20 protein-coding genes are annotated in these 24,912 nt (G+C 66.6%); 10 read left to right on the top strand and 10 right to left on the bottom strand.

The features are described from left to right. The first annotated feature begins 35 nt into the window (after positions 1-35). Positions 36-1,040, top strand: a complete 1,005-nt coding sequence (locus ACP150_RS20510) for a glycosyltransferase family 2 protein (protein ID WP_424968573.1) — start codon at positions 36-38, stop codon at positions 1,038-1,040. Next, the gene (locus ACP150_RS20505; RefSeq protein WP_424968571.1) at positions 1,037-1,657 is read left to right on the top strand and encodes an acyltransferase; all 621 of its coding nucleotides are present in this window, start codon (positions 1,037-1,039) and stop codon (positions 1,655-1,657) included. The genes ACP150_RS20510 and ACP150_RS20505 overlap by 4 nt, the downstream gene beginning before the upstream one ends. An 18-nt stretch (positions 1,658-1,675) precedes the next feature. Here the strand turns inward: ACP150_RS20505 and ACP150_RS20500 are convergent, their stop codons facing one another. Further along, complete coding sequence (locus ACP150_RS20500; RefSeq protein WP_424968569.1) at positions 1,676-2,617, bottom strand: endonuclease/exonuclease/phosphatase family protein; 942 nt, start codon at positions 2,615-2,617, stop codon at positions 1,676-1,678. 291 nt (positions 2,618-2,908) lie between these two features. Between ACP150_RS20500 and ACP150_RS20495 the strand changes: the two genes are divergently transcribed. From ACP150_RS20495 to ACP150_RS20475, 5 genes are all read left to right on the top strand, one after another. Further along, the gene (locus ACP150_RS20495) at positions 2,909-4,342 is read left to right on the top strand and encodes an O-antigen ligase family protein (RefSeq protein ID WP_424968568.1); all 1,434 of its coding nucleotides are present in this window, start codon (positions 2,909-2,911) and stop codon (positions 4,340-4,342) included. Further along, positions 4,339-5,223 carry a glycosyltransferase family 2 protein gene (locus tag ACP150_RS20490; RefSeq protein WP_424968567.1) on the top strand — a complete coding sequence of 295 codons (885 nt, stop codon included), beginning with the start codon at positions 4,339-4,341 and terminating at the stop codon, positions 5,221-5,223. Before ACP150_RS20495 ends, ACP150_RS20490 begins: the two co-directional genes overlap by 4 nt. Continuing rightward, positions 5,202-6,518, top strand: a complete 1,317-nt coding sequence (locus ACP150_RS20485; protein WP_424968566.1) for a right-handed parallel beta-helix repeat-containing protein — start codon at positions 5,202-5,204, stop codon at positions 6,516-6,518. Before ACP150_RS20490 ends, ACP150_RS20485 begins: the two co-directional genes overlap by 22 nt. 300 nt (positions 6,519-6,818) lie before the next feature. Next, positions 6,819-8,351, top strand: a complete 1,533-nt coding sequence (locus tag ACP150_RS20480) for an oligosaccharide flippase family protein (RefSeq protein ID WP_424968565.1) — start codon at positions 6,819-6,821, stop codon at positions 8,349-8,351. A gap of 391 nt (positions 8,352-8,742) precedes the next feature. Further along, a complete protein-coding gene (locus ACP150_RS20475; protein WP_424968564.1) occupies positions 8,743-11,112 on the top strand; it encodes a hypothetical protein in 2,370 nt (789 codons plus the stop codon). A gap of 87 nt (positions 11,113-11,199) precedes the next feature. Here the strand turns inward: ACP150_RS20475 and ACP150_RS20470 are convergent, their stop codons facing one another. The 5 genes from ACP150_RS20470 to ACP150_RS20450 form a co-directional block, all read right to left on the bottom strand. Next, the gene (locus tag ACP150_RS20470) at positions 11,200-12,138 is read right to left on the bottom strand and encodes a glycosyltransferase family 2 protein (RefSeq protein WP_424968563.1); all 939 of its coding nucleotides are present in this window, start codon (positions 12,136-12,138) and stop codon (positions 11,200-11,202) included. 169 nt (positions 12,139-12,307) lie between these two features. Continuing rightward, complete coding sequence (locus ACP150_RS20465; RefSeq protein ID WP_424968562.1) at positions 12,308-13,753, bottom strand: mannose-1-phosphate guanylyltransferase/mannose-6-phosphate isomerase; 1,446 nt, start codon at positions 13,751-13,753, stop codon at positions 12,308-12,310. 248 nt (positions 13,754-14,001) lie between these two features. Beyond that, complete coding sequence (locus ACP150_RS20460) at positions 14,002-14,952, bottom strand: glycosyltransferase family 2 protein (protein WP_424968561.1); 951 nt, start codon at positions 14,950-14,952, stop codon at positions 14,002-14,004. Continuing rightward, complete coding sequence (locus ACP150_RS20455; protein WP_424968560.1) at positions 14,945-15,790, bottom strand: ABC transporter permease; 846 nt, start codon at positions 15,788-15,790, stop codon at positions 14,945-14,947. The genes ACP150_RS20460 and ACP150_RS20455 overlap by 8 nt, the downstream gene beginning before the upstream one ends. A 267-nt stretch (positions 15,791-16,057) precedes the next feature. Next, a complete protein-coding gene (locus ACP150_RS20450; RefSeq protein ID WP_424968558.1) occupies positions 16,058-16,375 on the bottom strand; it encodes a hypothetical protein in 318 nt (105 codons plus the stop codon). Positions 16,376-16,639: 264 nt separating this feature from the next. On the opposite strand from ACP150_RS20450, the gene ACP150_RS20445 reads away from it, so the two are divergent. Both ACP150_RS20445 and ACP150_RS20440 read left to right on the top strand, forming a co-directional pair. Beyond that, positions 16,640-17,734, top strand: coding sequence for a capsule biosynthesis protein (locus ACP150_RS20445; RefSeq protein WP_424968557.1), 1,095 nt, complete (start codon positions 16,640-16,642; stop codon positions 17,732-17,734). A gap of 31 nt (positions 17,735-17,765) precedes the next feature. Further along, positions 17,766-18,434, top strand: coding sequence for an ABC transporter ATP-binding protein (locus ACP150_RS20440; protein ID WP_424968556.1), 669 nt, complete (start codon positions 17,766-17,768; stop codon positions 18,432-18,434). A gap of 53 nt (positions 18,435-18,487) precedes the next feature. Here ACP150_RS20440 and ACP150_RS20435 read toward each other — a convergent pair whose 3' ends face one another. The 4 genes from ACP150_RS20435 to ACP150_RS20420 all read right to left on the bottom strand — a co-directional run bounded on the left by ACP150_RS20435 (position 18,488) and on the right by ACP150_RS20420 (position 24,075). Continuing rightward, positions 18,488-19,240: a sulfotransferase family 2 domain-containing protein gene (locus tag ACP150_RS20435; protein ID WP_424968555.1), complete on the bottom strand. Its 753-nt coding sequence runs from the start codon at positions 19,238-19,240 to the stop codon at positions 18,488-18,490. After that, positions 19,237-19,965 carry a CatB-related O-acetyltransferase gene (locus tag ACP150_RS20430; protein WP_424968554.1) on the bottom strand — a complete coding sequence of 243 codons (729 nt, stop codon included), beginning with the start codon at positions 19,963-19,965 and terminating at the stop codon, positions 19,237-19,239. The genes ACP150_RS20435 and ACP150_RS20430 overlap by 4 nt, the downstream gene beginning before the upstream one ends. A gap of 75 nt (positions 19,966-20,040) precedes the next feature. Beyond that, complete coding sequence (locus ACP150_RS20425; protein WP_424968553.1) at positions 20,041-20,904, bottom strand: Stf0 family sulfotransferase; 864 nt, start codon at positions 20,902-20,904, stop codon at positions 20,041-20,043. A 90-nt stretch (positions 20,905-20,994) separates the two neighbouring features. Then, positions 20,995-24,075 carry a calcium-binding protein gene (locus ACP150_RS20420; protein WP_424968552.1) on the bottom strand — a complete coding sequence of 1,027 codons (3,081 nt, stop codon included), beginning with the start codon at positions 24,073-24,075 and terminating at the stop codon, positions 20,995-20,997. Between the two features lie 144 nt (positions 24,076-24,219). Here ACP150_RS20420 and ACP150_RS20415 point away from each other — a divergent pair. Beyond that, the coding region (locus tag ACP150_RS20415; protein WP_424968551.1) for a trypsin-like serine peptidase at positions 24,220-24,912 on the top strand (693 nt) is incomplete at its 3' end.

The raw sequence follows: 24,912 nt of genomic DNA, 5'->3' as shown, positions 1-24,912 counted from the left end.
GCCTTCCCCTTTCCTCCGGCCCTCAGGAGCGTTTCATGGTGACAGCAGCCCCCCCCAGCCCGGATCTGGCCGCAGAGGCGCCCGCGCCCCTGGCCGCCGCAGAGCCCGCCGAAGCCGAGCTGACGATCATCGTGGTCAGCTACAACACCCGTGAGCTGACCCTGGCCTGTCTCGAGACGCTTTATGCCAACACGAAGGACACCCGGTTTCACACGGTGGTCTATGACAATGCCTCCTCCGATGGCTCTGCCGAGGCGGTGGCCGAACACTTTCCGCAGGTGGAACTGATCGCGTCCGATGACAATCTCGGCTTTGCCAAGGCCAATAACGTGGTTGCGGCCACGGCCCGGACCGAGTGGCTCTTGCTGCTCAACCCAGATACCGAGGTCCATCCCGGGGCGATCGATGCGCTGCTGGCCTTTGCCAAGGCCAACCCCGGCGCGGGGATCACCGGCGGGCGCACGGTCTTTCCCGATGGCAGCCTGAACATTGCGTCCTGCTGGATGCGCATCACCCCCTGGTCGGCCTTCTGCATGGCGGTGGGGCTGACGGCGGCCTTCCGCGGCTCGGCCCTGTTCAACCCCGAAGGCATGGGCAGCTGGCAGCGCGACAGCGTGCGCGAGGTCGATATCGTGGTGGGCTGCCTGCTGATGATCCGCCGGGAGCTCTGGGAAGAGCTGGGCGGGTTCGACCTGAAGTATTTCATGTATGGCGAAGAGGCCGATCTCTGCCTGCGTGCGGCCAAGAAGGGCTATCAGCCGATGATCACCCCCGATGCGCAGATCATGCATCTGGTGGGCGCCTCCTCGGGCCGGGTGGCCGACAAGGTGGTCATGGTCGCGAAATCCCGGGTCAGCCTGATCCGCGATCACTGGTCCCCGGGCATGGTGCCCCTGGGCATCGGGTTGATGTGGCTCTGGGGGGCGGTGCGGGTCAGCGCCGCGCAGATCATCGCCCTGACCGGCAAAACCGGCCCGCGCGAGAAATGGCGCAGCATCTGGGCCCGGCGCAAGGAATGGCTGGCGGGGTATGCCGCATGAGCCCCGAGACACTGCCGCCCGCCGCGCCCGTTTCCGCCCAGACGCCGGCACACAAGGAACGGCTGACCAAACCGCAAAAGCTGATGCGGCTGCTGGGCGGGGTGCTCGACCCGCGGGCCTGGGCGCATCTGCTGAAGATCGTGAATTACTACAACTACACCCATGTGCAGCCCCTGCGGAAAGTCACCCGGGGGCCGGGGGTGAATATCAGCCCCACGGCGGCCTTTTCGAACCCCGAGCGGATCGAGATCGGGGCCCGGGTCAATATCGGCGCGGGCTGCGTGATCTGGGCGGGCCCGAGCAGCGGGCGGATCCGGATCGGCGATGACGTGCTGTTCGGGCCCGAGGTGATGCTGACGGCGGCGAGCTATCGCTATGAGGATGGCCATCCGGTGACCCAGCAGGCCATGGATGAGGCCGATATCGAGATCGGGCGCGATGTCTGGATCGGCACGCGGGCGGTGATCCTGCCCGGCGCGCGGATCGGCGACGGGGCGATCATCGGGGCCCATGCGGTGGTGCGCGGCGAGGTTCCGGCCATGGGCATCGCCGTGGGCAGCCCGGCCCGGGTGGTCTCGTCCCGCAAGATGAACCCGGACGCCGCGCCGCTCGACTGAGCGCGCGCCGGTGGCGGCTCATGCGCCGCCGGACCAGCGGATCCGGGCCAGCAGCCCGCGATGGTTCGAGCCGAGCCCCGCGCCCCAGGGCGTGACCGGGCCCAGCACCGCCCCGTCCCGCACCAGCAGATGATCAATCGGCAGGCCAAGGCCACCCGCCCCGGCGGGCCATGTGGCCACGGGCCAACCCGGCGCGCGCGCCCCGGTCTCGGCGCGGATGCGCTGCATCGGACGGCTCCAGGGGGTGGCGTTGAAATCCCCCATCACCAGAAGCGGGCCCTCCGCCGCGGCGGAGCGGTCCAGCAGGTACCACAGATCCACATCGAAGAAGCCGTGATACCAGGGCTTGGTCAGATGGGCGGCCACCACCGAGAGGGGCGCGCCCTTTGCGGGCTGGATCGCAAAAGCCGCAAGCCGCCCCTTGCGCGCGCCATCGATCATCTCGGCACGGTCCGGCACGAGGGGATGCCGCGACAGCACGAGGGTCGCGCAGACCCGCCCGCGACAGCCGAGCTGGTGGGGATAGGTCCCGGCCAGCTTCTCCAGCACCGGGCGCAGGGGGGCGGCCTCGGCGAGCACCACCAGATCGGCACCGCTCCCGATCAGGGCCTCGGCCAGTGTCTCGGGCGGGGTCGCGTTGTCTTGATAGAGATTGAACCACAGCACCTGCAGCCCGGATCCCGCGGAAACCGCATCCTCTGCCGGGGCCGGAGCGGTGCGCAGGGGCCAGAGCAACAGCCCCGCCGCAAGCAGCGCCACACCCCCCAGCGCCACCCCGCTGCGCCGGGCCCCCAGCCCGGCCAGGCAGAGGCCCAGGCAGGCCCCGAACCCCAGCATATGCAGGGAGAGACTGTCGAAAATCCGCCCGAACGTGCCGAGGATCCCGGTCTCGGGCCAAACCAGGGCCGTCGCGCCGATCCCGATCGATCCGACCGCCAGGGCCCCCAGGATTCCGGTCATTGCGCCGCGGGCAAAGGGGCTCATGGGCGGATCTCTTCCGATCGGGCGGAAACCGGGCCGCCCCGCGACTGCGCCGCATGGGATTGACAGGGCGGATCTGTTAGCCAGTTAACCTTAGAAACCTTGTTTGTAACGGTCTGTTTTGCTAACACGTCTTCAGTATTATCGCCTGGATCGACGGGGCTATCGGCTTGACCGATCCCTTGTGACGATCGCGCCGCTCCATGAACAGACCGAGGAAGATCTGTGACAGCGCTGGACACACGGATTCCAGATGCGTCTCGCCTCCGCTTGCAGGGCGATGCGGCCCGGGCCCAATCCTCCGGTCCCTTGCTGGTGCTGTTCATCATCACCATCCTGACGCCCGCATCCTTTGAACTGGCTGGTTTCCTGTTGTCGCCAACCCGGCTCTTCCTGCTGGTGGCGACGGTTCCCTTTGCCCTGAAGGTCATGTCCGGACAGGCGGGTCGCTTCACGATAGTCGACCTGTTCTTCCTGCTCCACGGGGTCTGGATCATTATTTCGCTGACCGTGATCGAGGGGCCGTCGCGTATTCCCTTTGCCGGGATCACGGCGGTGGAACTGACGGGCGGGTATTTCGTCGGCCGGGTGCTGGTCCAGGATGCCATTGGCTATCGGCGCCTGTTCCGGATCATCCTGATCGCGCTGCTGGTGCTGATGCCTTTCGTGCTCATCGAACTGATCACCGGGAAACTGGTGATCCCCGACCTGCTGCGTCCGTATTTCGAGACCCCCTTCCGGGGGCGCAGTGCCTATGGGCGCCTGGGGATGGAACGGGTCTATGGCGTGTTCGATCACCCCATCCTGTGGGGACTGTTCTGCTCGCTGACCCTGGCCAATTTCGTCGCCCTTGCGCGGGGGAACCTGGTCAAGATCGGGATCGGGGTGGGCCTGTCACTCTTTACGACGATGATGGCGCTGTCTTCGGCCCCCCTGCTGGCCTGCCTGCTGCAGCTTGGGTTGCTGGGCTGGGCCTGGATCAGCCGGGGGCGGTGGAAGGCCCTGATCATCATCACGGCCGTGCTCTATGTGGGGGTCGACCTGCTATCGGCCCGGACGCCGGTGACGATCCTGATCGACTCGCTCACCTTCAACCCGCTCACCGGCTATACCCGGATCGCGATCTTCGATGCGGGCTGGGCCGCCGTGCAGAGCAGCCCGATCTTCGGCATCGGTTTCAATGACTGGCCACGGCCCCATTGGCTGACATCCTCGGTGGACAATTTCTGGCTGCTCACCTCCATGCGCTACGGCATCGTGGGGGCAGTGCTGTTGCTCGTGGCCTTCGTGGCCCATATCTGGCTGCTCTCACGGGCCACTCTGGCCGACCCGGAGGTCGCCGCCATTCGCATCGGCCACGCGGTGGCCCTGATCGGGATCAGCCTGACGATCGTGACCGTGCATATCTGGGGCAACATGTCGGTCTTCACGATGTTCTATCTGGGGGCAGGGGCGTGGATGTATGCCTCTCCGCAGGCCGCGACCGCCCCGGATGCGGCGGGGGAGGCCGGGGACGGCCCGGCCGCGCAGCCACAAGCCGCGCGCTATTCGCGTTTCGCCCCGAACGCCAGAGAGCCACAGACCGGCGGCCCCGCCTCTGCCGGGACAGAGCCCGAGAGCCCGGAGCCGCAAGTGACCCGTGCAGGGTCCCTCCGGCGATCCCGTTTCACCGATACGACTCCGCGAAAGGACAGCACAGCATGAGTGCCCCACAGGTCAGTGTGATCATTCCCTGCCACAACCGAGAGGACACGGTGGCCGAGGCCGTCCAGAGTGTTCTGGACCAGGATTTCACCGATCTGGATGTGATCGTGGTCGATGACGCCTCGACGGATGCCACCATGGATGTGGTGCGCGCGATGGCCGATCCCCGGGTGCGGGTGTCGAGCAATCCCGGCCCGCGCGGCCCCTCGGCGGCCCGCAATCACGGGGTGGCCCTGACCGAGGCCCCCTGGATCGCCTTTCAGGACAGTGATGACGTCTGGATGCAGGACAAGCTGCGCCAGCAGATGGCCCGGCTTGAGAACAGTGACTTCGTGGCCGCCTATTGCGGTATGCTGGTCAAGGCCGATGCCCGCCCTGAAACGGCGGTGCAGGCGCGGTTTCCCGATCCGGCCACTGCGCCGCTGGAGGGGGATATCCTGCCCAGCCTGACCCGGGGCAGCTATATCTCGACCCAGATGCTGATCATCCGCCGGGATGTGTTCCAGGCCGTGGGCGGGTTCGACGAGGACCTGCGCGCCCTGGTCGATTGGGAGCTGATGCTGCGCGTGGCCCAGCAGGGGCCCGTGGCCTTCGTGGATGAGGATCTGGTCGTGCAGCGCATGTCGGACAACTCGATCACACGATCCAGCCAGAAACGCCTGGCCGCGCAGGAATATGTCCTGTCCAAGCACGAAGCGCTTCTGGCCCGGTATCCCGATGCCCTGGCGCGGCACCATCATCGCATTGCCGGCGGGCATCGCATGTTCCGGAACTGGAAGGCCGCCGCGCGCCATGCGGCCCTGGCCGTGCGGGCCACGCCGACCAATCCGCGCTATCTGGCCTATGCGGGATATCTGCGGTGCCGGGCGCTTCTGGCGTGACAGGCGGGGCTGTCTCGCGCGCCGGCCTGGTGCTCGCCGCGATCTGCGCCTTGACCAGTGCCGCGCTGGCCCGGGATGTCCATGTGGCCCCCGGGGCGGATGAGGCGCAGGCCGATGGCAGTGTCGAGGCGCCGTTCCCCACCGTGCACAAGGCCCTGCGCAGCGGCGTGGTCACCGGGGGAGACCGGGTGGTCCTGCGCGATGGGGCCTATGGGCAGATCAAGATCGCCAAGGCCGATTACGACCCGCCCGTGGAGATCGTCGCCCAGACCCCGGGGCAGGTCCATGCCGAGCAATTGCTGGTGCGGGACAGCCACGGGCTGCGGTTTCATGACCTGTCGGTCTGGCCCCTCCGCCCGGCCACCAAGCCCGGCAATCTCGTGGAGGTGGATCGGACCTCCAGCGATGTCGCCATCATCGGCTTTGATGTGCGCGGCAACGCCACCGCGCCCGAGGATTATCTGAACTGGAGCGCCGAGCAGTGGCTGGTGGACTGGCGCGCCAACGGGATCCGGGTCGATGGCGATGACAGTGTCGTGCGCGACAGCGTGGTCACCGCCGTGACCTTTGGCATCACGACCACCGGTGCCCGGGCCGAGGTTCGGGATAATCGGGTGGACGGGTTCAGTGGCGATGGCCTGCGCGGCCTGGGCAATGGCTCGGTCTTCGCGGGCAACCATGTTCAGAACGCGGTGTCCGTGGATGACAACCATGATGATGGCTTTCAGACCTGGGCCACCCATGAGGATCCCGATGGGCGCAAGAGCGTCTCGGATATCCTTGTCGAGAACAACACCATCCTGGAATGGGTCGGTCCCGCAGATCACCCCCTGCGCAGCAAGCTGCAGGGGATCAGCCTGTTCGACGGCATCTACCGCAACATTGTCATCCGCAACAATCTGGTCGCGGTCGATGCGTTTCACGGAATCTCGGTCTATGCCGGGACCGACAGCCTGATTGCCAATAACACGGTGGTCAATATCAGCGGCACGCCCGCGGACCACCCCTGGATCCTGCTGCGCGACAATCGCAATGGTTGGAAATCCGGGAATGTGGAGGTGCGCAACAATGTGGCCATGGCCTTTCAGGGGGTCGCCAACTGGCAGGAGAGCAATCTGGGGATCCGGGTGCCAAGCGTCTTTTTCGCGGCTCCTCTGGATCGGGATTTCCGCCCCAAGCCCGGGGGGCCGTTGATCGGGGCCGGAAGCCAGGACGCCGCCGTGCCCACGGATCTGCAAGGCACCCCGCGCGCCGACCCGCCGACGCTCGGCGCCTTCGAGGCCGGTGCCAGATAGCCGCGCCACCCTCCGGAACGGCAGACAGGGCGGTCCCGCAGGGCCAGTAGAAGGCCGGTACAAGGGCAGTGCTTGGGCCGATGCAAGGGGCGGGCGGGGCCCAGTTCTGATCCCAGTCCGGATCCCCGTTGTCTCCCGCAGGGGCGATCCCGCCAGCATCCGCCCCCTTGTCGGGCACAGCCACGCGGGAGGCGGTGTCAGATCGTCGCGCGTTGCGTGATGATTTTGTAACCCCTTGCAGATTACACGACTATGCGAAGGTCCGCATAGACAGGACAGCAACGCCCCGGGAATGCGGTCATGACGAGTTCTTCTTCTCCAGATACCGATCAGGATCGGGCCGATCCCCGCGACCAGGTCTTTGATGTCACCGGCGTGACCAAGGGGCTGGGCTCGCGCACCGGGCGGTCCGCCATCACGGTGCTGCTCTTTGCGGCGGCCAAGATCATCGTGGCGCTGGGATCGACCGCGGTGCTGGCCCGTCTGGTCCCGCCCGAACAGCAGGCGGTGATCGCCATGGCCATGCCCGCCATCCTGATTGCCACGGGATTGTCGGAATTCGGGCTGGCGCAGGCGGTGGTCCAACGCCCCCATGTGACCCATCAGCTGGCCTCGACCCTGCTCTGGACCAATGTGGCGCTTGGGGCGACCCTGTCCATCGCGGTGGCGCTTCTGGGCGGCCCTGCGGCAGTGTTCTACGACGTGCCGGAGGCGGCGCAGGTCTTTGTCTGGATGTCGCCCTATATCTTCCTGTCCGTGCTGACCGCGCAATATGTGGCCATCCTGCGCCGCCAGATGCGGATCCGGCAGATCGAGATCGGCGGGTTCGGCGCAGCCTGCCTCGCCGCGGTCATGGCAATCGGGGCGGCTCTGGCCGGGGCGGGATACTGGGCGCTGGTGATCCAGCTGGTCATGACCGAAGTGCTGAACCTGCTCTATCTGCTGGTGCTGATCCGCTGGCTGCCCTCCAGCCCATTGAAATACAAGTTCCAGGAGGCGCGCAGCGCCCTGAGCTTTGGCGGCTATCTCGCCGCGGAGCGCCTGCTCGGAGAATTCGCGCGCTCCATACAGCTGGTGGTGATCGGGCGGCTTTTCGCCCCGACCGATGCCGCCCTGTTCTACCGGGCCCAGACCATTGCCCAGATGCCCCAGCGGCGGATCATTTCGCCCCTGTCCGGGGCGTTCATCCCCTCGCTCAGCCGTTTGCAGGATGACCGGGCCGAGTTCCAGAGCATGTATATGCGCCAGGTGACCCGCGCCAATCTGGTGATGGTGCCGATCGGCCTTCTGGTCTGTTCCTGTGCGGATGTCCTTGTGCGGATCCTGCTGGGGCCGGACTGGACCGGGGTGGTGCCATTGCTGGCATGGCTTGGCCTGCTGCCGATGACCGCCCTGACCCTGAGCAGTTTTCTCTGGACGCTGGTGGCCTGTGGACGCAGCAAGCAGCTGTTTCTGGCCCGGCTGGCCGGAACCGGCCTGTTGCTCGCAGCCCTGTTCACCGGGGCCCAGTTCGGCGTGGTCGGGCTGGTGGCGGGCTATATGCTGGCGCTGGTCTTCGGGATGGTGCCTTTGATGGCGGTCGTGTCCCTGCGCTACACCCCGCTGACGCTGGACACCGTGCGACGGACCTTTCTTGGCGAGGCGGTCTTCGCGGCAGGCTCCCTGGCGCTCCTGCTGGGATTGCGGGACTGGCTGCAACTGGAGACAATGTTCTTCGAGCTGCTGATCACCGGGGCGGTTCTGGCCGCGCTGGTCGGCCTGCGTCTGGCCTTCAACGTCGAGATGCGCCGGGATGTGATGAAGGCGCTGAAAGTGCCCACGATGCGCAAGTAGCGCCGCCCGGACCGGCCCGGATCACCACCGGGCAGAGCCCCGGCACCGCGCGCGCTCCGGGCACCGTACGGTGACTTCAGCACTTGTTCATGGCGGCCCTCTAGCTTGAGGGCATGCGTTCCGGAGACCTGGGTGTCACCTCCCCGTGGTCCCGCACGCGCATGCAACGCGCCCCTTGGCCGGTTCCGGCAGGGCTTACTTTCCGAGTCTGACAGATCGCGACCACCTGGCCCTGGCCCGGAGTGTCAGGCTGTCGCCATCGCCATGTCCGGACCGTTCAGGTCTTTTCGCACTCAAAGGGATCCAGCATGCCCGTTTCCTCTCCTCTCTCCGCCCGACACAGAATGGCCCGCCAGATTGTGCCCGCCTCTTCCCTGATGGAGCAGATCGGATGATCGGATTCGCAATTTCTGTCGTACCGGCCCAATTGGCGGGGGAGGCTCCGGTCCTTGTCATCACGGCGCAGGGCTCTCTTGATCTCGCTCCGGTGACGGAAGGGCAGACCGCGCAGGAGGCTGTGCCGGCGGCCCTGCTCTCGCCCGGCAATTTTGCCAGTTCAGAGGGTCAGATCACCTCGGTGACAGCGCTCTATCAAAGCGATGGCGCGGCGGTTCCGGCCTCTCACATCCTGCAGGAAGGGAGCGTTCTGGATCTCACGCTGACCGTCTCGGATGACGCCGGCAACCAGCGCCTGTTCAGCACATCCGTGACCGTGGCGGCGCGTCCCGTGGATTCCTCCCCCCTGAGCATGGTGTCCGGGGATGGCTGGCAGGCGGTATGGCCCGCACCACCCGCCGACGTCACCGGCAGTCAGGCGCTTGTGACCCGTACGGGCTTTGACACGAGCGGCGCCGAGACGACCTTTGACGAGGTCATCGCCATCACCGCGCGGGTCCGCAAACCCGGCGAGGCCACCCCCACGGCGGACATGGTCGCCCTGAGCGATTATGTCTATGCGAGCGACACGCTTGGCGGGGCCACGAACAGCTCCGGCCGGATGCCGCCCCATGCGCAATTCGCCTGGCTGGTCCCGGACCGCCAGGAGGTCGGCGCCGGACAGAACAGCGTCTCGCTCCGGATCGCCGTGGCGCATCGCCATGCGCGCAAGGGCCAGCCCGTGGCCGGCGTGCGGTTCATCGTGCGGGATCATCTGGGGGCCGAGGCCAGTCTTCTGGTCACGGATTGCCTGCCGGTGCCATATGCCAGCAGCGGCTATACGGCCTGCGCCTATGAAGGCACCGTGGATATCTCCTCCCTGTCCTCGGCCGGGGCAAGGGGGAATACGTTCACCATCGACGCCGAATTCCTGCCCTGGGTCGGGAGCGTGCATCGGGTCAGCGACATGACCGCCGGCAAGCCCGCATCCGAAAACAGCGTGCTGACCTTCGGCAACAACCGCAACAACTGGCGCCAGACCCTCTATGCCTATGTGGATCCGGCCGCGGGGGGCGGCGCAGCGGTCTCGACGGATCCGGCAGCCGCGGCGGCCACCCCTTTTGCAACGACCGCCCTTGCCTCGGCGGCACTGCGCAACTGGCATGACGCCAATACCGGACGGGGTGCGATTGATGGCTCGGTGATCCGGCTTGTCGAGGCCGTCCATACCCATTCGGTGATGCCGAACCGGGTCTGCGACGACTATTGCATGACCATTGAGGGCGTGCCGGGGAGCACGCCGGCCAATGTGATCTATCAGGATGGCGGGTCCAGCACCAATACCAGCTTCCCCGAGAAGGTGCGCGTGCGGAACCTCACAATCCGGCGCAGGACCGCCTCGGCCATTCGCATGATCGACGCGGGCACCAGCGCGCGGGCCACCTATCTCGCGATGCAGAATGTCGCGATTGATGATGGCGGCTTTGCCCCGACAGCCAATTTTTTCTGGCGCTATGATGCCTCCTATTTCGAGGACTGCACCCAGGAGAGCAGCCAGGTCGGCGCCCAGAAGATCATCGGTTGCGCCGGCAATTTCCTGGCCCCGTCCACCGTGGCCTGCGTGGCCAGCCGGATCCCGAATGGCCAGATTTCCCCGAACACGGCCGGCCGGGCAGATGGTCTTTTCGTGGGCTGGAGCTTCATCTCCGCGCATCGCAGCGATTACCTGCAGGCCCTGGCCATCAACCATACCACGACCACGCTCGGCATCGGGTTGATCGGCAATGTCTTCGAGGTGTTCGGCAATGGCGGCTCGGGGCCGGGGTTCCTGATCAATGGCGATGGCAACACGGATAGCAGCGAAAACATCACCCTGATCGGGAACACCTTCCTCGGGGGGCGCGCGAATATCAGCTACACCGATGCAGGCGGCGCGACCCGGCGCGACCACCTGACGGTCATGCGCTTCAATATCTTCTACGAGCGCAACACGAAGGCAGGCGATTTCTTCGGCTACCAGAGCGGGGGCACGGACCCGGCCCGGGTGGGCAACTGGAACATCCGCTACGAGGTCGGCGCCCATGGCAACACCATCCTCAAGGGGGAAAGCCGGGACAATGGCGACAGGGCCTTCTATCCGCTCTCGTGGATTGGCGACATCGCGTCCGACGGCACGCAGGCGGGCACCACCATCGCCCCGCTCGAGGTCGCGTTTGCCAATGACCAGAGTGGGACCAATGGCCAGGGCAACGGGGATTACACCCCCTCTGTCACAACCCAGTTGGCCCAGATCCCCGAGGACCTGCGGCCCTATGGCTCTGACATGATGGGTCGGGCCCTGCCTGCGGATGGCAGTGCGGTGGCCGGGGCCCTGCAGCGGGCCTGAAACCGGGGCCGGGATCCGGATCGCCCGGTTCCCGGTCTTGCGGCACATCGGGGCGCATCGGGCTGTCGCGGCAAGCCCCCAGGGGTCTCAGGTATTGAGCGGTCGCTCTCCGAAAACGGCCTGGCGCAGCATCCAGCCTGCGCGCAGGACACGCAGCCGGATCAGCACGCCGATGCACGGCGCGCGTTCACCCGCAGCCAGGGCCGGATGGCGCAGCACCCGCGGGATATGCAGCGGCGCCGAGGCCAGTACGGCCCCCGCGCGCAAGGCCCAGCGGAGGCGCGAGACCGGATCCGTGCCGCCGGCAAAGTAATTCTCCGCCGTGGTCCGCTTCCATTTGCGGCGCAGGGCCGACCAGTCATTGCGGGTCGGGTGGCCGACCCCCAGCTCCGGGTGATAGGCGATGGGCCAGCCCCGGGCCACGGCGCGCTGACACCAGTCGCTATCCTCCACCACGGTGCCGTCGAACGGCCCGGTATCCTCAAAGACCTTGCGGGTGGTCAGCAGATTGGCCGTCACCGAGAAGTTCTTGCGGGTGACATACTGCTCCTGGGGGAAGGCGAAGACCGTCTCGAAGGCTTCGGCCCCCGAACGGGGCGGCGGGGTCTCGTCAAAGACGTCGACCCGGCCGCCGATGATCCCGTCCCAGCCGCTCAGATCCAGCGCCGTTTTCAGCCAGTCGGGATCGGGCACGCAATCGGCATCGATGAAGAACAGGCAAGGCGCCGTGCTCTCGCGCACGCCGGTATTGCGGGCCGGGGCCGCGCCTTTTTGCGGCTCGCTCAGAAACCGTGCCTGGGGAAAATCGGCCATGATCGGGTCCAGGTCCTGGGTCGAGCCATTGTCGATCACCACAAGGTCCACGGGCCCCGGCCCGTCCCCTTGGGTCAGGGCCGCGATCTGGGGCACAAGCGCCGCAAGACAGGTGCGCAGCCGCACCACGTCATTGTAATGGGGAATGATGATCGCCGCCTGCTGGCCCTGGGTGGGCGGGGTAGAACCGGGATCGGAGGACGGGGTGGACATGGGGATGTGCTCCACGGCTGGTCACGGGGGCTGGTCACAGGCCGCGACTCGATGCCGGGCCGGGGCAGTTTTCGCTCTTGTCCCCCATGGCAGGCGGGCAGGCAACTCGGACCGGTGCCGCAGGTGCGAAAGGAACAGGATCAGACAGGGTTTGCCGCCTCTCGTGGCGCTATTCCGCGCAAGCCCGGGCATAAAGGTCCTCGTGGCGGATGATGTCATCCTCGCCCAGATAGGTGCCGGTCTGCACCTCGATCAGCACAACGGGCACCTTGCCCGGGTTCTCGAGCCGGTGCCGCGCCCCCAGAGGGATGTGGATCGACTGGCTCTCGGCCACGAGCCGGGCCTCGTTGCCCACGGTGACCTGGGCCGTGCCCTCGACGACGATCCAGTGCTCGGCCCGGTGCAGATGGGATTGAAGCGAGAGCGCGCCGCCCGGCTTGACCACGATCCGCTTGACCTGAAACCGCTCGGACAGGGCGAGGGTCTCGAACCAGCCCCAGGGACGGTAATCCCGGGCAAAGGTCTCGGCCTGACGGGCGCGCTTGACCTTGAGCGTGTCGACCACGTCGCGCACCTCCTGGGTGCGGGAGGCATCGGCCACCAGCACCGCATCGGGCAGGGCCACGACCACCGTATCCTTGAGGCCAAGCCCCACCACCTCGAGCCCGTCCGCCCCGGAATGCAGCAGGGTGGTGTCGCAATCCAGCGCTGTGGCCGGGCCTTCGGTGACCACGCCGCGGGCATCGGGACCGGCCTGACGCCAGACCGCCTCCCAGTCGCCCAGATCGGACCAGGCCCCGTCATAGGGGGCCACGCTCAGGTTTTCGGCCCGCTCCATCACCCCGTGATCGATCGAGATCTCGGGCACCCGGGCCCAGGGCACCGGGTCGAGCCGGTAGAAGTTCAGATCCGCCCGCGCCCCCGCGACCGCCTCGGCCACCGGGTCGAGCAGGGCGGGCAGATGGGCGGCCACCGCGGCGCGCAGGGTCGCCACCGAGAAGAGGAAGATGCCCGCATTCCACAGATATCCGCCCGCATCGAGCATGGCCTCCGCACGGGCGGTATCGGGTTTTTCCACGAAGCCCCGCAGGGGGCGCACGCTCTGGTTGGTCTCGCCGGGGGCGGGCGGGACCGGGTCGAGCCAGCCATAGCCCGTCTCCGCCCGGTGCGGGGCGATGCCGAAGGTGGCGATGCGGCCCGCCCGGGCAGCGGGGACCGCCCCGGCCACGGTCTCGGCAAAGGCGGCCGCATCGGGGATCACATGATCCGAGGGCATCACCAGCATCAGCGCCTCGGGATCCGCCGCCTCCAGCCAGAGGGCGGCGGCCAGCACCGCAGGCCCGGTATTGCGCGCGGCGGGCTCGATCAGGAGGGTCGCCTCCTCTTGCCCGATCCCGGCCAGCTGCTCGGCGGCGATGAAGCGGAATTCTTCGCCCGTGACGACGACCGGCGGGGCGATCTGCCCGTCTGCGGCCCCCGCGAGCCGCCCTGCCGCCGCCTGAAACAGGCTGTGATCCGCCCCGGCCAGGGGGGCGAATTGCTTGGGGTAGCTCTTGCGCGAGAGGGGCCAGAGCCGGGTGCCCGACCCGCCGCACAGGATGACAGGGGTGATCATGGTCGTGTCGGCTCCTCGCCGGAAGACAGTCGTTAAGATCTCGATAACGGCTCGAAGTTAACCAATCATTAGCCAGTCCCGGCAAGCCCGTCCTGCCCCCATGGATCCAGGCGCGCAAACCCGCTCAGGGGGCGGCTCCGGGCGCCCGATCAGAGCCCCCCGGTCAAGTCCCAGTCAAAGCCCCAATCGGACCCGCCAGTCAGAGGCCCCAGTTACAGGCCCAGCCAGAGGCCCGGTCAGATGCCCAATCAGATCCGGCCGGTCAGGGCCAGAAGGGTCAGCGCCGCGCGCCCCGCCGGGCTGTCGCGGCGAATGCCCGCCTCGCGCAGGGCCCGCACCCGGCGCGGGCCCGCCCGGCCCATATCCGCCCGCAGCCGCGCCACCTGTGCCCGGTGATCCGGGGTCAGATGCTCGGCCACGGCCCAGAGGGCGGCGAGATTGTCCTGCACCCAGCCGCGATAAGTGCCGTTCACGCTCAGCCAGATCCGGCGCAGCCCGGCCCGCGCCCCGCGATGGGCGCCCAGCACATTGCCCTCATGCTGACGGTAATAGAGCCGCTGGCCCCGGTCATAGACCACGGTTCCGCCCGCGCCGGTGATCAGCAGATAGAGCCACCAGTCGTGATAGGGCACCGGGCCCGGGGGCGCGGCGCGGCGCACCAGATCCGCCGCGGCCGGGCTGAGCGCCACGGTATTGCCCGCGATGATGTTCTGCACCAGCGCGTTCTCGAACCCCGGATCCGCGCCGCGGCTGCGGATCTGGCGGATCGGGGTGAGGGCCGGGTCGGTCAGCACCGTATTGGCCGCATAGAGCACGCAGGCCTCCGCCGGATGGCGCGCCAGATGGGCCTGTGCCTGGGCCAGCCGGTCGGGCATCCAGACGTCATCCTGATCCGAAAGCGCGATCACCGCCCCGTCCCGGGGCAGCTCCGGATGGCACAGGAGCGACAGGAAATTCGCCGCAGCCCCCTGGCCCGGCCCCTCCAGCAGGCGGATCTGCCGGGTCGGGTGATCGGCGGCAAACCCGGCCAGCACCGCGCGCGTGTCATCCTGCGAGCCGTCATCGGAAACCCAGAGCGACCAGTCCCCATGGGTCTGGTCGGCGAAGCTGTCGAGCTGGGCCCGCAGATGCCGCCCGCCATTATAGGTGCCCATGAGAATGCGGATATGCGCGCCGCCCTGCGGGGCGGGCTCAGGCATTGTTCAGGACTTCGCGGTGATAGCGGCGCAGGAAGACGAGGCCCGTTACCATCAACACCCCGCTGACCACGAAGACATAGGTCGGGCTGACATAGGAGGCGTCATAACCGACATAGAAGGCGCTGCGCATGATCCCGGTCAGATGCACCGTGGGCAGATACCACAGGTAGTCGCGTACGAGATCCGGGACCGACTCGTAGAGAAAGAAGATGCAGGACAGGATGAAGAGCGGACGCGTAAGGATCGACCAGACCCGCTGCCAGACCGGGAACATGGAAAACAGAAAGCAGTTCATCGTCCCGACACCCAGCGCGAGCGCCATGGTCATGGCAAAGCCGAGGGCGATCCGGTCAAGCTCCAGCGTGGTTCGCGTGTCGAAGAACAGCAGGATCCCGGTGAAGATGATATAGGCCACCATCAGATGGGTCAGCGTGTTCAGGATGAACCGCGCGATCAGCGCATCGATATAGGTGACGCCCGGATAGGCCAGCAATTGTCGCGAGAACAGGATCGACAGGGCCAGCTTGCCGCTCACATCCAGAAACATCAGGAAGGGGATCAGGCCCGTGGCATAGAAGATCACGAACACGGTCCCCATGGGCGGCGACTTGAAGCCCGCCGAGAAGACCAGGGTCAGCAGGGCGATCCCGCCCACGGGCTCCAGCACGGCCCAGATATACCCCCCCGGCGACCGGCCATAGGTGGTCGCCATCTCGCGCAGCATCAGGGCAATGATGGTGCGCAGGGTGGCAAAGGACCGTCGCCCCACCGGACGCAGCTTCGGTGTCAACGGCGGGGCCGTGGCAACGGGGGTGTCTGAGGCGGGTGGGGGGCTCATGACGGGCCGAACCGATTGGGACAAACTGGCTCTTGGTATGGCCCAAGCCCGGCACAATTACAATTTGCACGGCGGGCGGCGGTCCGGACCAAACGCCACGCGGGGCCGGGCAGGGGCGCTGGGTCACAGGACAGCCCGGGGTCCGGCGCTGGCAAAGGTCGAAGTTTTTCTGTAGCACGGAGAAGAGGCGCCCGCGCAGGCCTGCCCTCCCTTCGTTTCAGAGGACGACGTCCCGTGACCCAACCGAAAGCGTCCCCGCCCGTGCCGTCAGATCCCGTCAAACCCGCCCCTGCCGGCCCGAAGGGCGAGGCCGCGCCGCAGCAGCCTGCAGCCCCCCAGCCCGGACCCGAACCCGTGGCCGCAGGGCAGGGACGCCCGGCACAGGCCCAGCCGCCGCAGCCCGCCCCCAAGCAGAAATCCAAGCCGCCCAAGGCTCAGCCGCCGGGCGCCGCCGCACAGCCCGGCGCCAAAGGTCCCGCGCAGGCTCCCGGCAAAGGTCCCGCGCAGGCCCCCGGCAAAGGTCCCGCGCAGAGCAAGTCCCCGGACAGACCCCAGGCAAAGCCGCAAGCCAAACCCGGGGGTCAACCGGGCGCAGCGCAGGGCCAGACACCGCCTCCTGCCAAAGCAGGGCCGCACCCCGGGGCCAAACCGGGTCCGAGACAGGGACAGGCCCGGCCAGGCCAGGCGCCGGGACCGCGTCCGGGTCAGGCCGCCGCCCAGGGCGGCGCGGCTCCGGCCCGCGCGCAACAGGCTCCGGCCCGCGCGCAACAGGCTCCGGCCCCGGCCCAAGCGGCCGCCCCGGCACCTGTCCCGCCCCCGGCACAACCGGCCCGGGGCGCGCGGCGGCATGTGCTGCTTCTGGCGAGCTTTGTGGCCATGGTCCTGCTGCCCATGGGGATCTCGGCGGGCTATCTCTGGACCCGGGCCGTGGACCAATACGCCTCCTATGTGGGGTTTTCCGTGCGCACCGAAGAGATCGGCTCGGCGATCGAATTGTTGGGCGGGGTGACGGAACTGTCGGGCTCGTCCAGCTCGGATACGGATATCCTCTACAAGTTCCTGCAAGGCCAGGAGCTGGTCGCCAATATCGATGCCGAGCTCGACCTGCGCGAGATGTGGAGCCGGGCAGACCCGGCCGTGGATCCGATCTTTGCCTATGAGGCTCCGGGCACGATCGAGGATCTGGTGGCCCATTGGGAACGCAAGGTGGCGATCTATTACGACAGTGGCTCGGGGCTTCTGGATCTGCGGGTGCTGGCCTTTGCGCCCCGGGATGCGCAGGCCATCGCCGAGGCGATCTTCGACAAGAGCAGCGCGATGATCAACGAGCTCTCGACGCTCGCCCGGGAGGATGCCATCCGCTATGCCCGCGACGAGCTCGATCAGGCGGTGGTCCGGCTGCGCGAGGCGCGGGTCGCGCTGAATGCGTTCCGCAACCGCACCCAGATCGTCGATCCGACCATCGACACCCAGAGCCAGATGGGGCTTCTGACCAATCTGGAGGCCCAGCTGGCCGATGCGCTGATCGAGGTGGATCTGCTGCGTGAAACCACGCGGTCCGGCGATCCGCGGATCACCCAGGGTGAGCTGCGCGTGGAGGTGATCGAGCGCCGTATCGACGAAGAGCGCCGCAAGATGGGCCTGGGCGGAGGCAGTTCCGATGAGCGCTCGGTCTTTGCCGATCTGGTGGGCGAGTACGAGACCCTGGCCGTGGATCTGGAATTTGCCCAGCAGAGCTATGTGGCCGCCCTCGCGGCCTTTGACGCGGCCCGCAACGAGGCCCGCCGCCAGAGCCGCTATCTCGCCGCCCATATCCGCCCGACCCTGGCGGAACGTGCGGAATATCCCGAGCGCGGCTTCCTGCTGGGGCTGATCACGCTCTTTTCCTTCCTGGCCTGGTCGATCACGGCGCTGGTGGCCTATTCCCTGCGGGACCGGCGCTGAGCCAGACGCGGCGGAGCAGGGGCGAGACGCGATGATCCGGTTCGAGAACCTCACCAAACGCTTCGTGCTGCATGGTCAGTCCAAGATGATCATGCAGAACGTCAACCTGACGATCCCCTCGCGCACCTCCGTCGCCCTGCTGGGGCGCAACGGGGCAGGAAAATCGACCCTGTTGCGGATGATCGCGGGAACCATGGATGCCACATCCGGACGGATCCTGTCCACGGGCTCGATCTCCTGGCCCGTGGGGTTTGCAGGCTCCTTTCACCGGGATCTGACCGGGGCCCAGAACACCAAGTTCATCGCCCGGGTCTACGGGGTCGACACCGACTCTCTGAGCGATTTCGTCGAGGATTTTGCCGAGCTCGGCAAACATTTCCGCCTGCCCCTGCGCAGCTATTCCTCAGGGATGAAATCGCGGCTGGCCTTCGGGGTCTCCATGGGGATCGGCTTTGAAACCTATCTGGTGGACGAGGTCACCTCCGTCGGCGACGCGGCGTTTCGCGCCAAGGCAACGCAACTGTTCAGGGCGCGCATGGAAAATGCAGGCGCCATCGTGGTCAGCCACTCGACCTCGCAGATCCGCCAGATGTGTGACGCCGCGATCGTCCTAGAAAATGGTCAGGCCCGGTACTTTGACGATCTTGAGGCCGCCATCGAGCAGCACGAGGCCAATATGGCAGTGCGCCCTGTGCGATAGGCATCCGCCAGGGCCCGTCAAAAGGCCCTCTCAGTCTGGCAGATACCGATCCGTCAGACCTGAAGACCAATCGCCTCGATCAACTTGAGATCCGTTTCAGCCAACCGGGTCAGCTTCTCACGCTGCTCATCGGTGTCCATCAGATCGAGCAACATGGGCCAACGCTCCTGGGAGCGGTCATGGCTCCCGACATTGACGAAGGTGCTCGTGAGATTGATCTGCGCCCCGTATCGCTCGGCGATATCCGCCTCCAGAGCGCCCAGGTTCTTTGTGGAATAGACCCGGTCGACCATCTCCAGATTGCGCAAGGCGCGGGGCAGGGCCTCGGCGACCGTTTCACCGGGCTGCAGCCGACCGCGGATCATGCGGGTGGCAAAATAGCGTGTGTAGAAATTGTCGTAATGCTGCTGGATGTAGTTGGACCATTTCGCATCCCCGCCAAAGAAGTACTCTGGCGCGGACACCGTTCCAACCGTCTGCATCCCCACACGTTTCGACTTGGCCAGATCCGCGGCGGACATGCTCTTGGCGCGCTTCAGGATGTAGAAGTAGAAGGACGCGATCCGCTCGAACGGGCTGCGCAGGACCGTGAAGACGAACCGGTTTTCCGGCAAGCTTTCCAATTCGGTCCAGTCCAGATGCCCGGAATAGAGGTCATATCCCGGCGGCATCTGCGCCTCTCCGACATCGACCTGCGCACGGGACCGGATGGGCGACACACGGTCTGACCCGACGACGCGCTGAAGCTCGTGATGGATCGTCTGTCCAGCGGTCTTGGGAATATGAAGAAAGACAATCGGTGTCATGCACCCTCCTTGAAGTCCAATACGCTGGGCGCAAACTCTGGGACATCGGTCATCTCCTGGACGCCCAGGATGAATGCTTCGGGATCCGCAGGATCCAGATGAGACAGCTGCCATGGCGCGAAACGCCACCAGCCACATTCCAGCATCGGGGAAATCAGTTCGGCCGGCAGGCGCATCTTCTTGATGACCGCCGGATTGCCCGCCACCACCGCATAGGGGGGGACATCCTTGGTCACGACAGCATTGGCCGCAACAATGGCCCCGTCGCCAATGGTGACCCCCGCCGAGATCAGGGCCCCATGTCCGATCCAGACATCATTGCCAATCGTGGTGATCTTGGCCCGCACACCACGACTGGACGGGGAAAACTTGTAGTTATGATACTGGTCTGCGCCCTCAAACCCGCCATCGAGCTTGAACATCCGGTCATAGGAATAGAAGGCCGGGCTGGTCGAGACCCAAGTCAGCGGATGGTTCTGCCGCCCGATCTGGATCTCCTCGCCGAAGGAGCAGTAACGGCCAATCCGCGCCGCGAAGCAATAGCCCGAGACCTGATAGGAAAACGCACCAAGCTCCAGGGAATGGTGGTAGTTGGTCCATTTCAGGCTGCAGGGAGCCTCGAGCCGGGTGTCACGGGGCAGCGAGATCTCCTGCTTGATGCCACGGCGAAGGACTTCCACACCTGCGCGCTGCAGCTTCCGAAACGGCACGACAACTTTACTCATACGGGGCCCTGTCCTTCAGATTGACGCCTCGACGGCACGGCAGCGACCGGCCAAATGCGGGGCGCACCGCACATATCACGTTGTGGCAGGAGATCCGTCCGACAACAGCCCTGTTGGCGGTGTCCGGTTGACCTGGCTCAACCAGGGGGCGCGGATCTCTCTGACCTCTTTCATCCACTCGGCCTCTTCCTCGCGAAAGCGCGTGGCAAACTCCACGTTCCGGCTGGTGCCGAGCTTGCCATGTTCGGTGGACAGGTCGCCCACCGGGATCACCGGTTCGCCGATATGATGGGCGATCACATTGACCACCTCATGGGCGCTCATGGCGGTGATCACCTCGTAGCTCAGGCGCAGCGGCGTGAGGCCATAATCCTTGAACATCGCCTCGGAGCCGATCTCCTTGTTCAGCAGATGGCGGACCCAGTATTTGATCTTCTCACGGTCATAGACGAATTTCGCCTCGGCCGCGGCCCGGCTTTCGGTATCCGAATGGGCCTTATGGGTGACCTGGGTGACATCCATCTTGTAGAGCGAGACGGCCTGCTGGACGATGTCCTGGCGGATCAGCCAGAAGCATGGGGCACTCTGAAAGTACGCCATGAACGCCTCGACGGATCCGAACGTCACCCGGATCTGGTAGAAGGTCGCCTCGAAACCGAAGACCCCATGGGTGTTCCGGCGGCGGCGCAGCATCTCGAGATACTGATCCATGTTCGACGCGTTCAGCGCCTTGGACATGCGCGGCACGAAACTCGGATTGAAGCATTCCCCCGGATCGCTCAGCCGGCCGGTCTGCTTGGCGACATCGTTCAGCCAGGAACTGCCGGAGCGCGCCGTGAAGTAGATCGCATATGTCTTTTCGGCGGGATCTTTGATGCGCAGGTATCGGTTATAACGCTCTGGGTCGAAATCAGTGGAATCGAAAAGTTGTTTTTTCATAAGCGCGAAAGGACCACATGCGGAAGATCAGCTCTGCGCCGGGCTTACCGAAACATGCCGCTGCACGCAATCGCCATCGCCGGGCAGCACCTATAGCAGATCGATCGCCGTGCTCAGAAGCGACACATCCGTGACACCGATCAGCAAAACACTGCCGGTCGCGCCGAAATCGAGCAAGAGCCCATCGGCCTGCTGTTCCGCAAAGGGCATGAGCGTGTCCGCATCGAGTGGTCCTCCGCCCCAGAGATCTGCCGAAAGCCGCAACCGATCCTCGCCAAGGGTCAGATCTTCGATCACGTCATGGCCGGTCTCGAAGACGAAAGTATCGGCATCCGCGCCACCGTTGAACCGATCATTGCCGGCGCCGCCCACCATGTAGTCGCGCCCGTCCTGCCCGAGCAGGTGATCATCCCCACGGCGTCCCTGCAGGACATCATTTCCGGAGCCCCCCCAGAGCGTGTTCGCGCCCGCATCCCCGTGCAGGCGGTCATTGTACCGGCTCCCATGCAGGTCCTCGATGCCGGTATAGCTGTCGCCTGCCGCATCACCTGTGTTGGATCGGGACGATTGCAGATCCGCAAGGACCCCTTCGCCCGCTGTCCAATAGGCCGCGCGATCCGTGCCGGCGCCGCCTTCGAGCCGGTCCGCCCCCGCCCCGCCGAGCAGAATATCATTCCCGACATCCCCGACCAGACGGTCATGGCCCCCGCGCCCGTGGAGCGTATCGTTGCCCGCCCCGCCCCAGAGCGTATTCGCCCCCTCATCGCCGCGCAGATCGTCCCGGTACTTGCTGCCCTGCAGATCCTCGATACCGGCATAGGTATCGCCCGCCGCCTCTCCCGTATTGACGTCCGAGGCCTGCAGATCCGCAAGGACTCCTTCGCTCGCTGTCCAATAGGCCGCGCGATCCGTGCCGGCGCCACCTTCCAGAATATCTGCTCCGATCCCGCCGAGCAGCACGTCATTGCCGGCATCTCCGACAAGACGATCATCACCACTCCGCCCGTGGAGCAGATCGTTGCCCGCCCCGCCCCAGAGCGTATTCGCCGCGTTATCGCCACGCAGGTCATCGCGGTATTTGCTGCCCTGCAGGTCCTCGATGCTGTCATACAGATCGCCCGCCGCATCTCCGGTATTGGCATGCGCAAATTGCAGATCCGCCAGCAGACCCGCACTGGCCGTCCAATAGGCGGCACGATCCGTCCCCACCCCGCCTTCGAGCCGGTCAGCGCCCGTCCCGCCGAGCAGCACGTCATTACCGGCATCGCCGACAAGCCGGTCCGCGCCGCCACGTCCATGGAGTGTATCATCCCCGGACGCGCCCCAGAGCGTATTCGCCGCCCCGTCGCCACGCAGATCGTCGCGATGCTTGCTGCCATGCAGATCTTCGATGCTGATGAAGATGTCGCCCGCCGCATCCCCGGTATTGGCCTGAGGCGCCTGAAGATCGGCCAGGACCCCTATCTCCGCGGCCCAATAGGCGGCCCGGTCTGTTCCTGCCCCACCATCGAGGCGGTCTGCGCCCGCGCCCCCCAGAAGAACATCATTGCCGTCTCCGGCAAGGAGCCGGTCATTGCCCGCGCGCCCCCAGAGGGTGTCACTGCCAGCCGCCCCTATCAGCGTGTTGACCGCGCTGTCCCCGCGCAGATCATCCCGGTACTTGGTGCCCTGCAGGTCCTCGATGTTCTCATAGACATCGCCCGCCGCATCTCCGGTATTGGCCTGGCTGTTCTCCAGATCGACCATGACCCCGGCGGATGCCGTCCAATAGGCGGCACGGTCCGTCCCCGCGCCGCCATCGAGATAGTCGGCCCCCGCGCCACCCAGAAGAACATCATTGCCCCCCAGGCCCAGCAGGGTGTTGTCCGCCGCGTTGCCATGGATCGTCTCGCCCGCCGCGCTGCCTTCGAACAGGATCTGCACCGGGTCCGGGGTCAGGCCGTCGAACATGGTCAGATGCACCCGGCTGAGATTGAGCACATCGAGCCCGGCCAGCAGGCTCGGATCATAGGCCCCGCCCTCCGGGTTGTGCAGGATCAGCACCTCCTCGCCAAAGCTGAGGCGGGCGCCATCGCTGGTCTGGGTGATGGCAATCTGATCCATGCTGCGCAGCATGGTCCAGGCCGAGAGATCCAGCACATCCTCGCGCGGATCGAAATCGAGGATATGATCCACCGCCCCATCGGCATCCAGCAGGAAGAGATCCGCGCCGGCACCGCCCTGCATCCGGTCCTCTCCGCCGCCATCGAGCAGCAGATCCGCGCCCGCGCCACCTTTCAGCAGGTCGGCCCCGGCACCGCCCACCAGCAGGTCCGCCCCCGCCGTGCCCGTCAGGGTCGCCCCGCCATCCCAGGCGAGCTGCACCGCCCCGGTCGTGCCGAGCGAAACCTGCAGCTGGGTCACCCCGGGCTCCCGCTCGGATCCGGCGAAGATCTGCAGGCCGTTTCCGGTCTCCTGGGCGGCCAGGGTCACCACATTCACGAGGGACATCTCGGCACTGTCGGCCACCGTATCGAGATGGACGAGCCGCCCCCCCGGCAAAAGCTCGAACAGGGACAGGCCGTCATCGGCCCCGCCCGCAATCACATAGCTGCGCCCGTCGACCTGCAGGGTCTCGAGGCTGGTAACCCGGGAGAACCGGGTCTCCATATCGTCGATGACATGGTCCCGGGGGATCAGCTCCCCCGTGGCGGTCACCTCCAGCACGCTGAGGGAGGAGGACCCGGCCCCGCCGATGATGGCATAGGCCGTGCCTGCGACCTCCAGCACCTCAAGCTGCGTGGGGGTCGACAGGCCCAGACCCTGCTCCGCCCCCATGGTCGCGACCAGATCGGATCCGCCCGTGGGATTCAGGCGAAAAAGCTGCACCGCGTGATCCGGATGGTCGAGCACCACCCGGTATATCTGCCCGTTCAGGGTGACCACGGCCTCCGGCGCGTCCGCACCCCCGCCCCCGGCAGAAGGCGGATCGGTCAGCGCCTGCTGATCGACCAGGGTCGCCGACCCGCTGCCCGAGAGCGCATAGGCCGTGACCACGCCCCCCGCAGGGCTGCTCGCATAGAGCAGCGCCCCGTTGGCGGTCTGGCCGATCTCCAACGCGGTGACCGGCGCAGCGGGCTGGTCCACTGCGACCGGATCGGTCAGTGTCGTGACATGAACAATCTGCGCCACCTTGGCCCCCCTTGGACAATCTGCGCTTCGTGCGCGGACAGCATTCCCCCCCGCGACGTCACGGGCCGGGCGAGGGGCAGGGCAAAAGGGTGGCGTTTCGCGCGAATTTTAAGGGGCGCGGGACGTCCGCATCCCGGGCCCCGGATGCGGGCCGGGATCGCCAACCTGCTGGGCGCCCTCCTGCTCGGCGGGGGGGTCGGTTTGGGCGGGAGCCTCGGCTTGGGCCCGGGGCCGGGGCTGGCCCAGACCCCCGATGCCGGAACCCTGCATAACCAGATCTATCGCCCGGAGCTCAGTGGGATCTGCGGCGCCGGGCGGCAGGGGGAGGCGGGCTGTGCCGCGATCCGGGGGCGCGAGATCCTCGATGCCGGGACCGCGCCCTGGCGGGCCATCGGGCGGGTGAATTTCGCCAGCCTGCAGATCCGCAGCCATTGCACCGGCACGCTAGTGGCCGAGGCGGTGGTGCTGACCGCGGCCCATTGCCTGTATAACTACGCCCGCAAGGCCTGGATCCCGGCCCAGAGCCTGCGCTTTGTGGCAGGCTACCAGCGCGGCACGGGGCTCGGAGTGGCGGGGGTGCGCCGCTATGTGCTGGACCCGGTACAGGATCCGGCAAGCCGGGATTTCCGCGGCGGGATTGCCCGGGATTGGGCCCTGTTGGTGCTCGACACCCCCTTGGGGGCAAGCGCCGGGATCCTGCCCATGGCCCGCTCCGGGACCGGAGGCAGCGCGACGGCGCTGGCGGGCTATGCCGGGCTGCGGCCCCATGTTCTGTCCCTGGCCCGGGCCTGCGGGCCCGGCCAATTGCGCGCCGGGGGCGCCATCCTCGAGACCCCG

This window comes from Dinoroseobacter sp. S375 (assembly GCF_049800775.1).
Taxonomy (GTDB): domain Bacteria; phylum Pseudomonadota; class Alphaproteobacteria; order Rhodobacterales; family Rhodobacteraceae; genus Dinoroseobacter.
This window is presented reverse-complemented; position numbering and strand designations above follow the sequence as displayed.

Excerpts from the sequence above, each read along its gene's own strand:
- ACP150_RS20510 (WP_424968573.1), top strand. The coding sequence starts at position 36 with ATGGTGACAGCAGCCCCCCCCAGCCCGGATCTGGCCGCAGAGGCGCCC.
- ACP150_RS20505 (WP_424968571.1), top strand. The coding sequence starts at position 1,037 with ATGAGCCCCGAGACACTGCCGCCCGCCGCGCCCGTTTCCGCCCAGACG.
- ACP150_RS20500 (WP_424968569.1), bottom strand. The coding sequence starts at position 2,617 with ATGACCGGAATCCTGGGGGCCCTGGCGGTCGGATCGATCGGGATCGGC.
- ACP150_RS20490 (WP_424968567.1), top strand. The coding sequence starts at position 4,339 with ATGAGTGCCCCACAGGTCAGTGTGATCATTCCCTGCCACAACCGAGAG.
- ACP150_RS20480 (WP_424968565.1), top strand. The coding sequence starts at position 6,819 with ATGACGAGTTCTTCTTCTCCAGATACCGATCAGGATCGGGCCGATCCC.
- ACP150_RS20475 (WP_424968564.1), top strand. The coding sequence starts at position 8,743 with ATGATCGGATTCGCAATTTCTGTCGTACCGGCCCAATTGGCGGGGGAG.
- ACP150_RS20470 (WP_424968563.1), bottom strand. The coding sequence starts at position 12,138 with ATGTCCACCCCGTCCTCCGATCCCGGTTCTACCCCGCCCACCCAGGGC.
- ACP150_RS20465 (WP_424968562.1), bottom strand. The coding sequence starts at position 13,753 with ATGATCACCCCTGTCATCCTGTGCGGCGGGTCGGGCACCCGGCTCTGG.
- ACP150_RS20460 (WP_424968561.1), bottom strand. The coding sequence starts at position 14,952 with ATGCCTGAGCCCGCCCCGCAGGGCGGCGCGCATATCCGCATTCTCATG.
- ACP150_RS20455 (WP_424968560.1), bottom strand. The coding sequence starts at position 15,790 with ATGAGCCCCCCACCCGCCTCAGACACCCCCGTTGCCACGGCCCCGCCG.
- ACP150_RS20440 (WP_424968556.1), top strand. The coding sequence starts at position 17,766 with ATGATCCGGTTCGAGAACCTCACCAAACGCTTCGTGCTGCATGGTCAG.
- ACP150_RS20435 (WP_424968555.1), bottom strand. The coding sequence starts at position 19,240 with ATGACACCGATTGTCTTTCTTCATATTCCCAAGACCGCTGGACAGACG.
- ACP150_RS20430 (WP_424968554.1), bottom strand. The coding sequence starts at position 19,965 with ATGAGTAAAGTTGTCGTGCCGTTTCGGAAGCTGCAGCGCGCAGGTGTG.
- ACP150_RS20425 (WP_424968553.1), bottom strand. The coding sequence starts at position 20,904 with ATGAAAAAACAACTTTTCGATTCCACTGATTTCGACCCAGAGCGTTAT.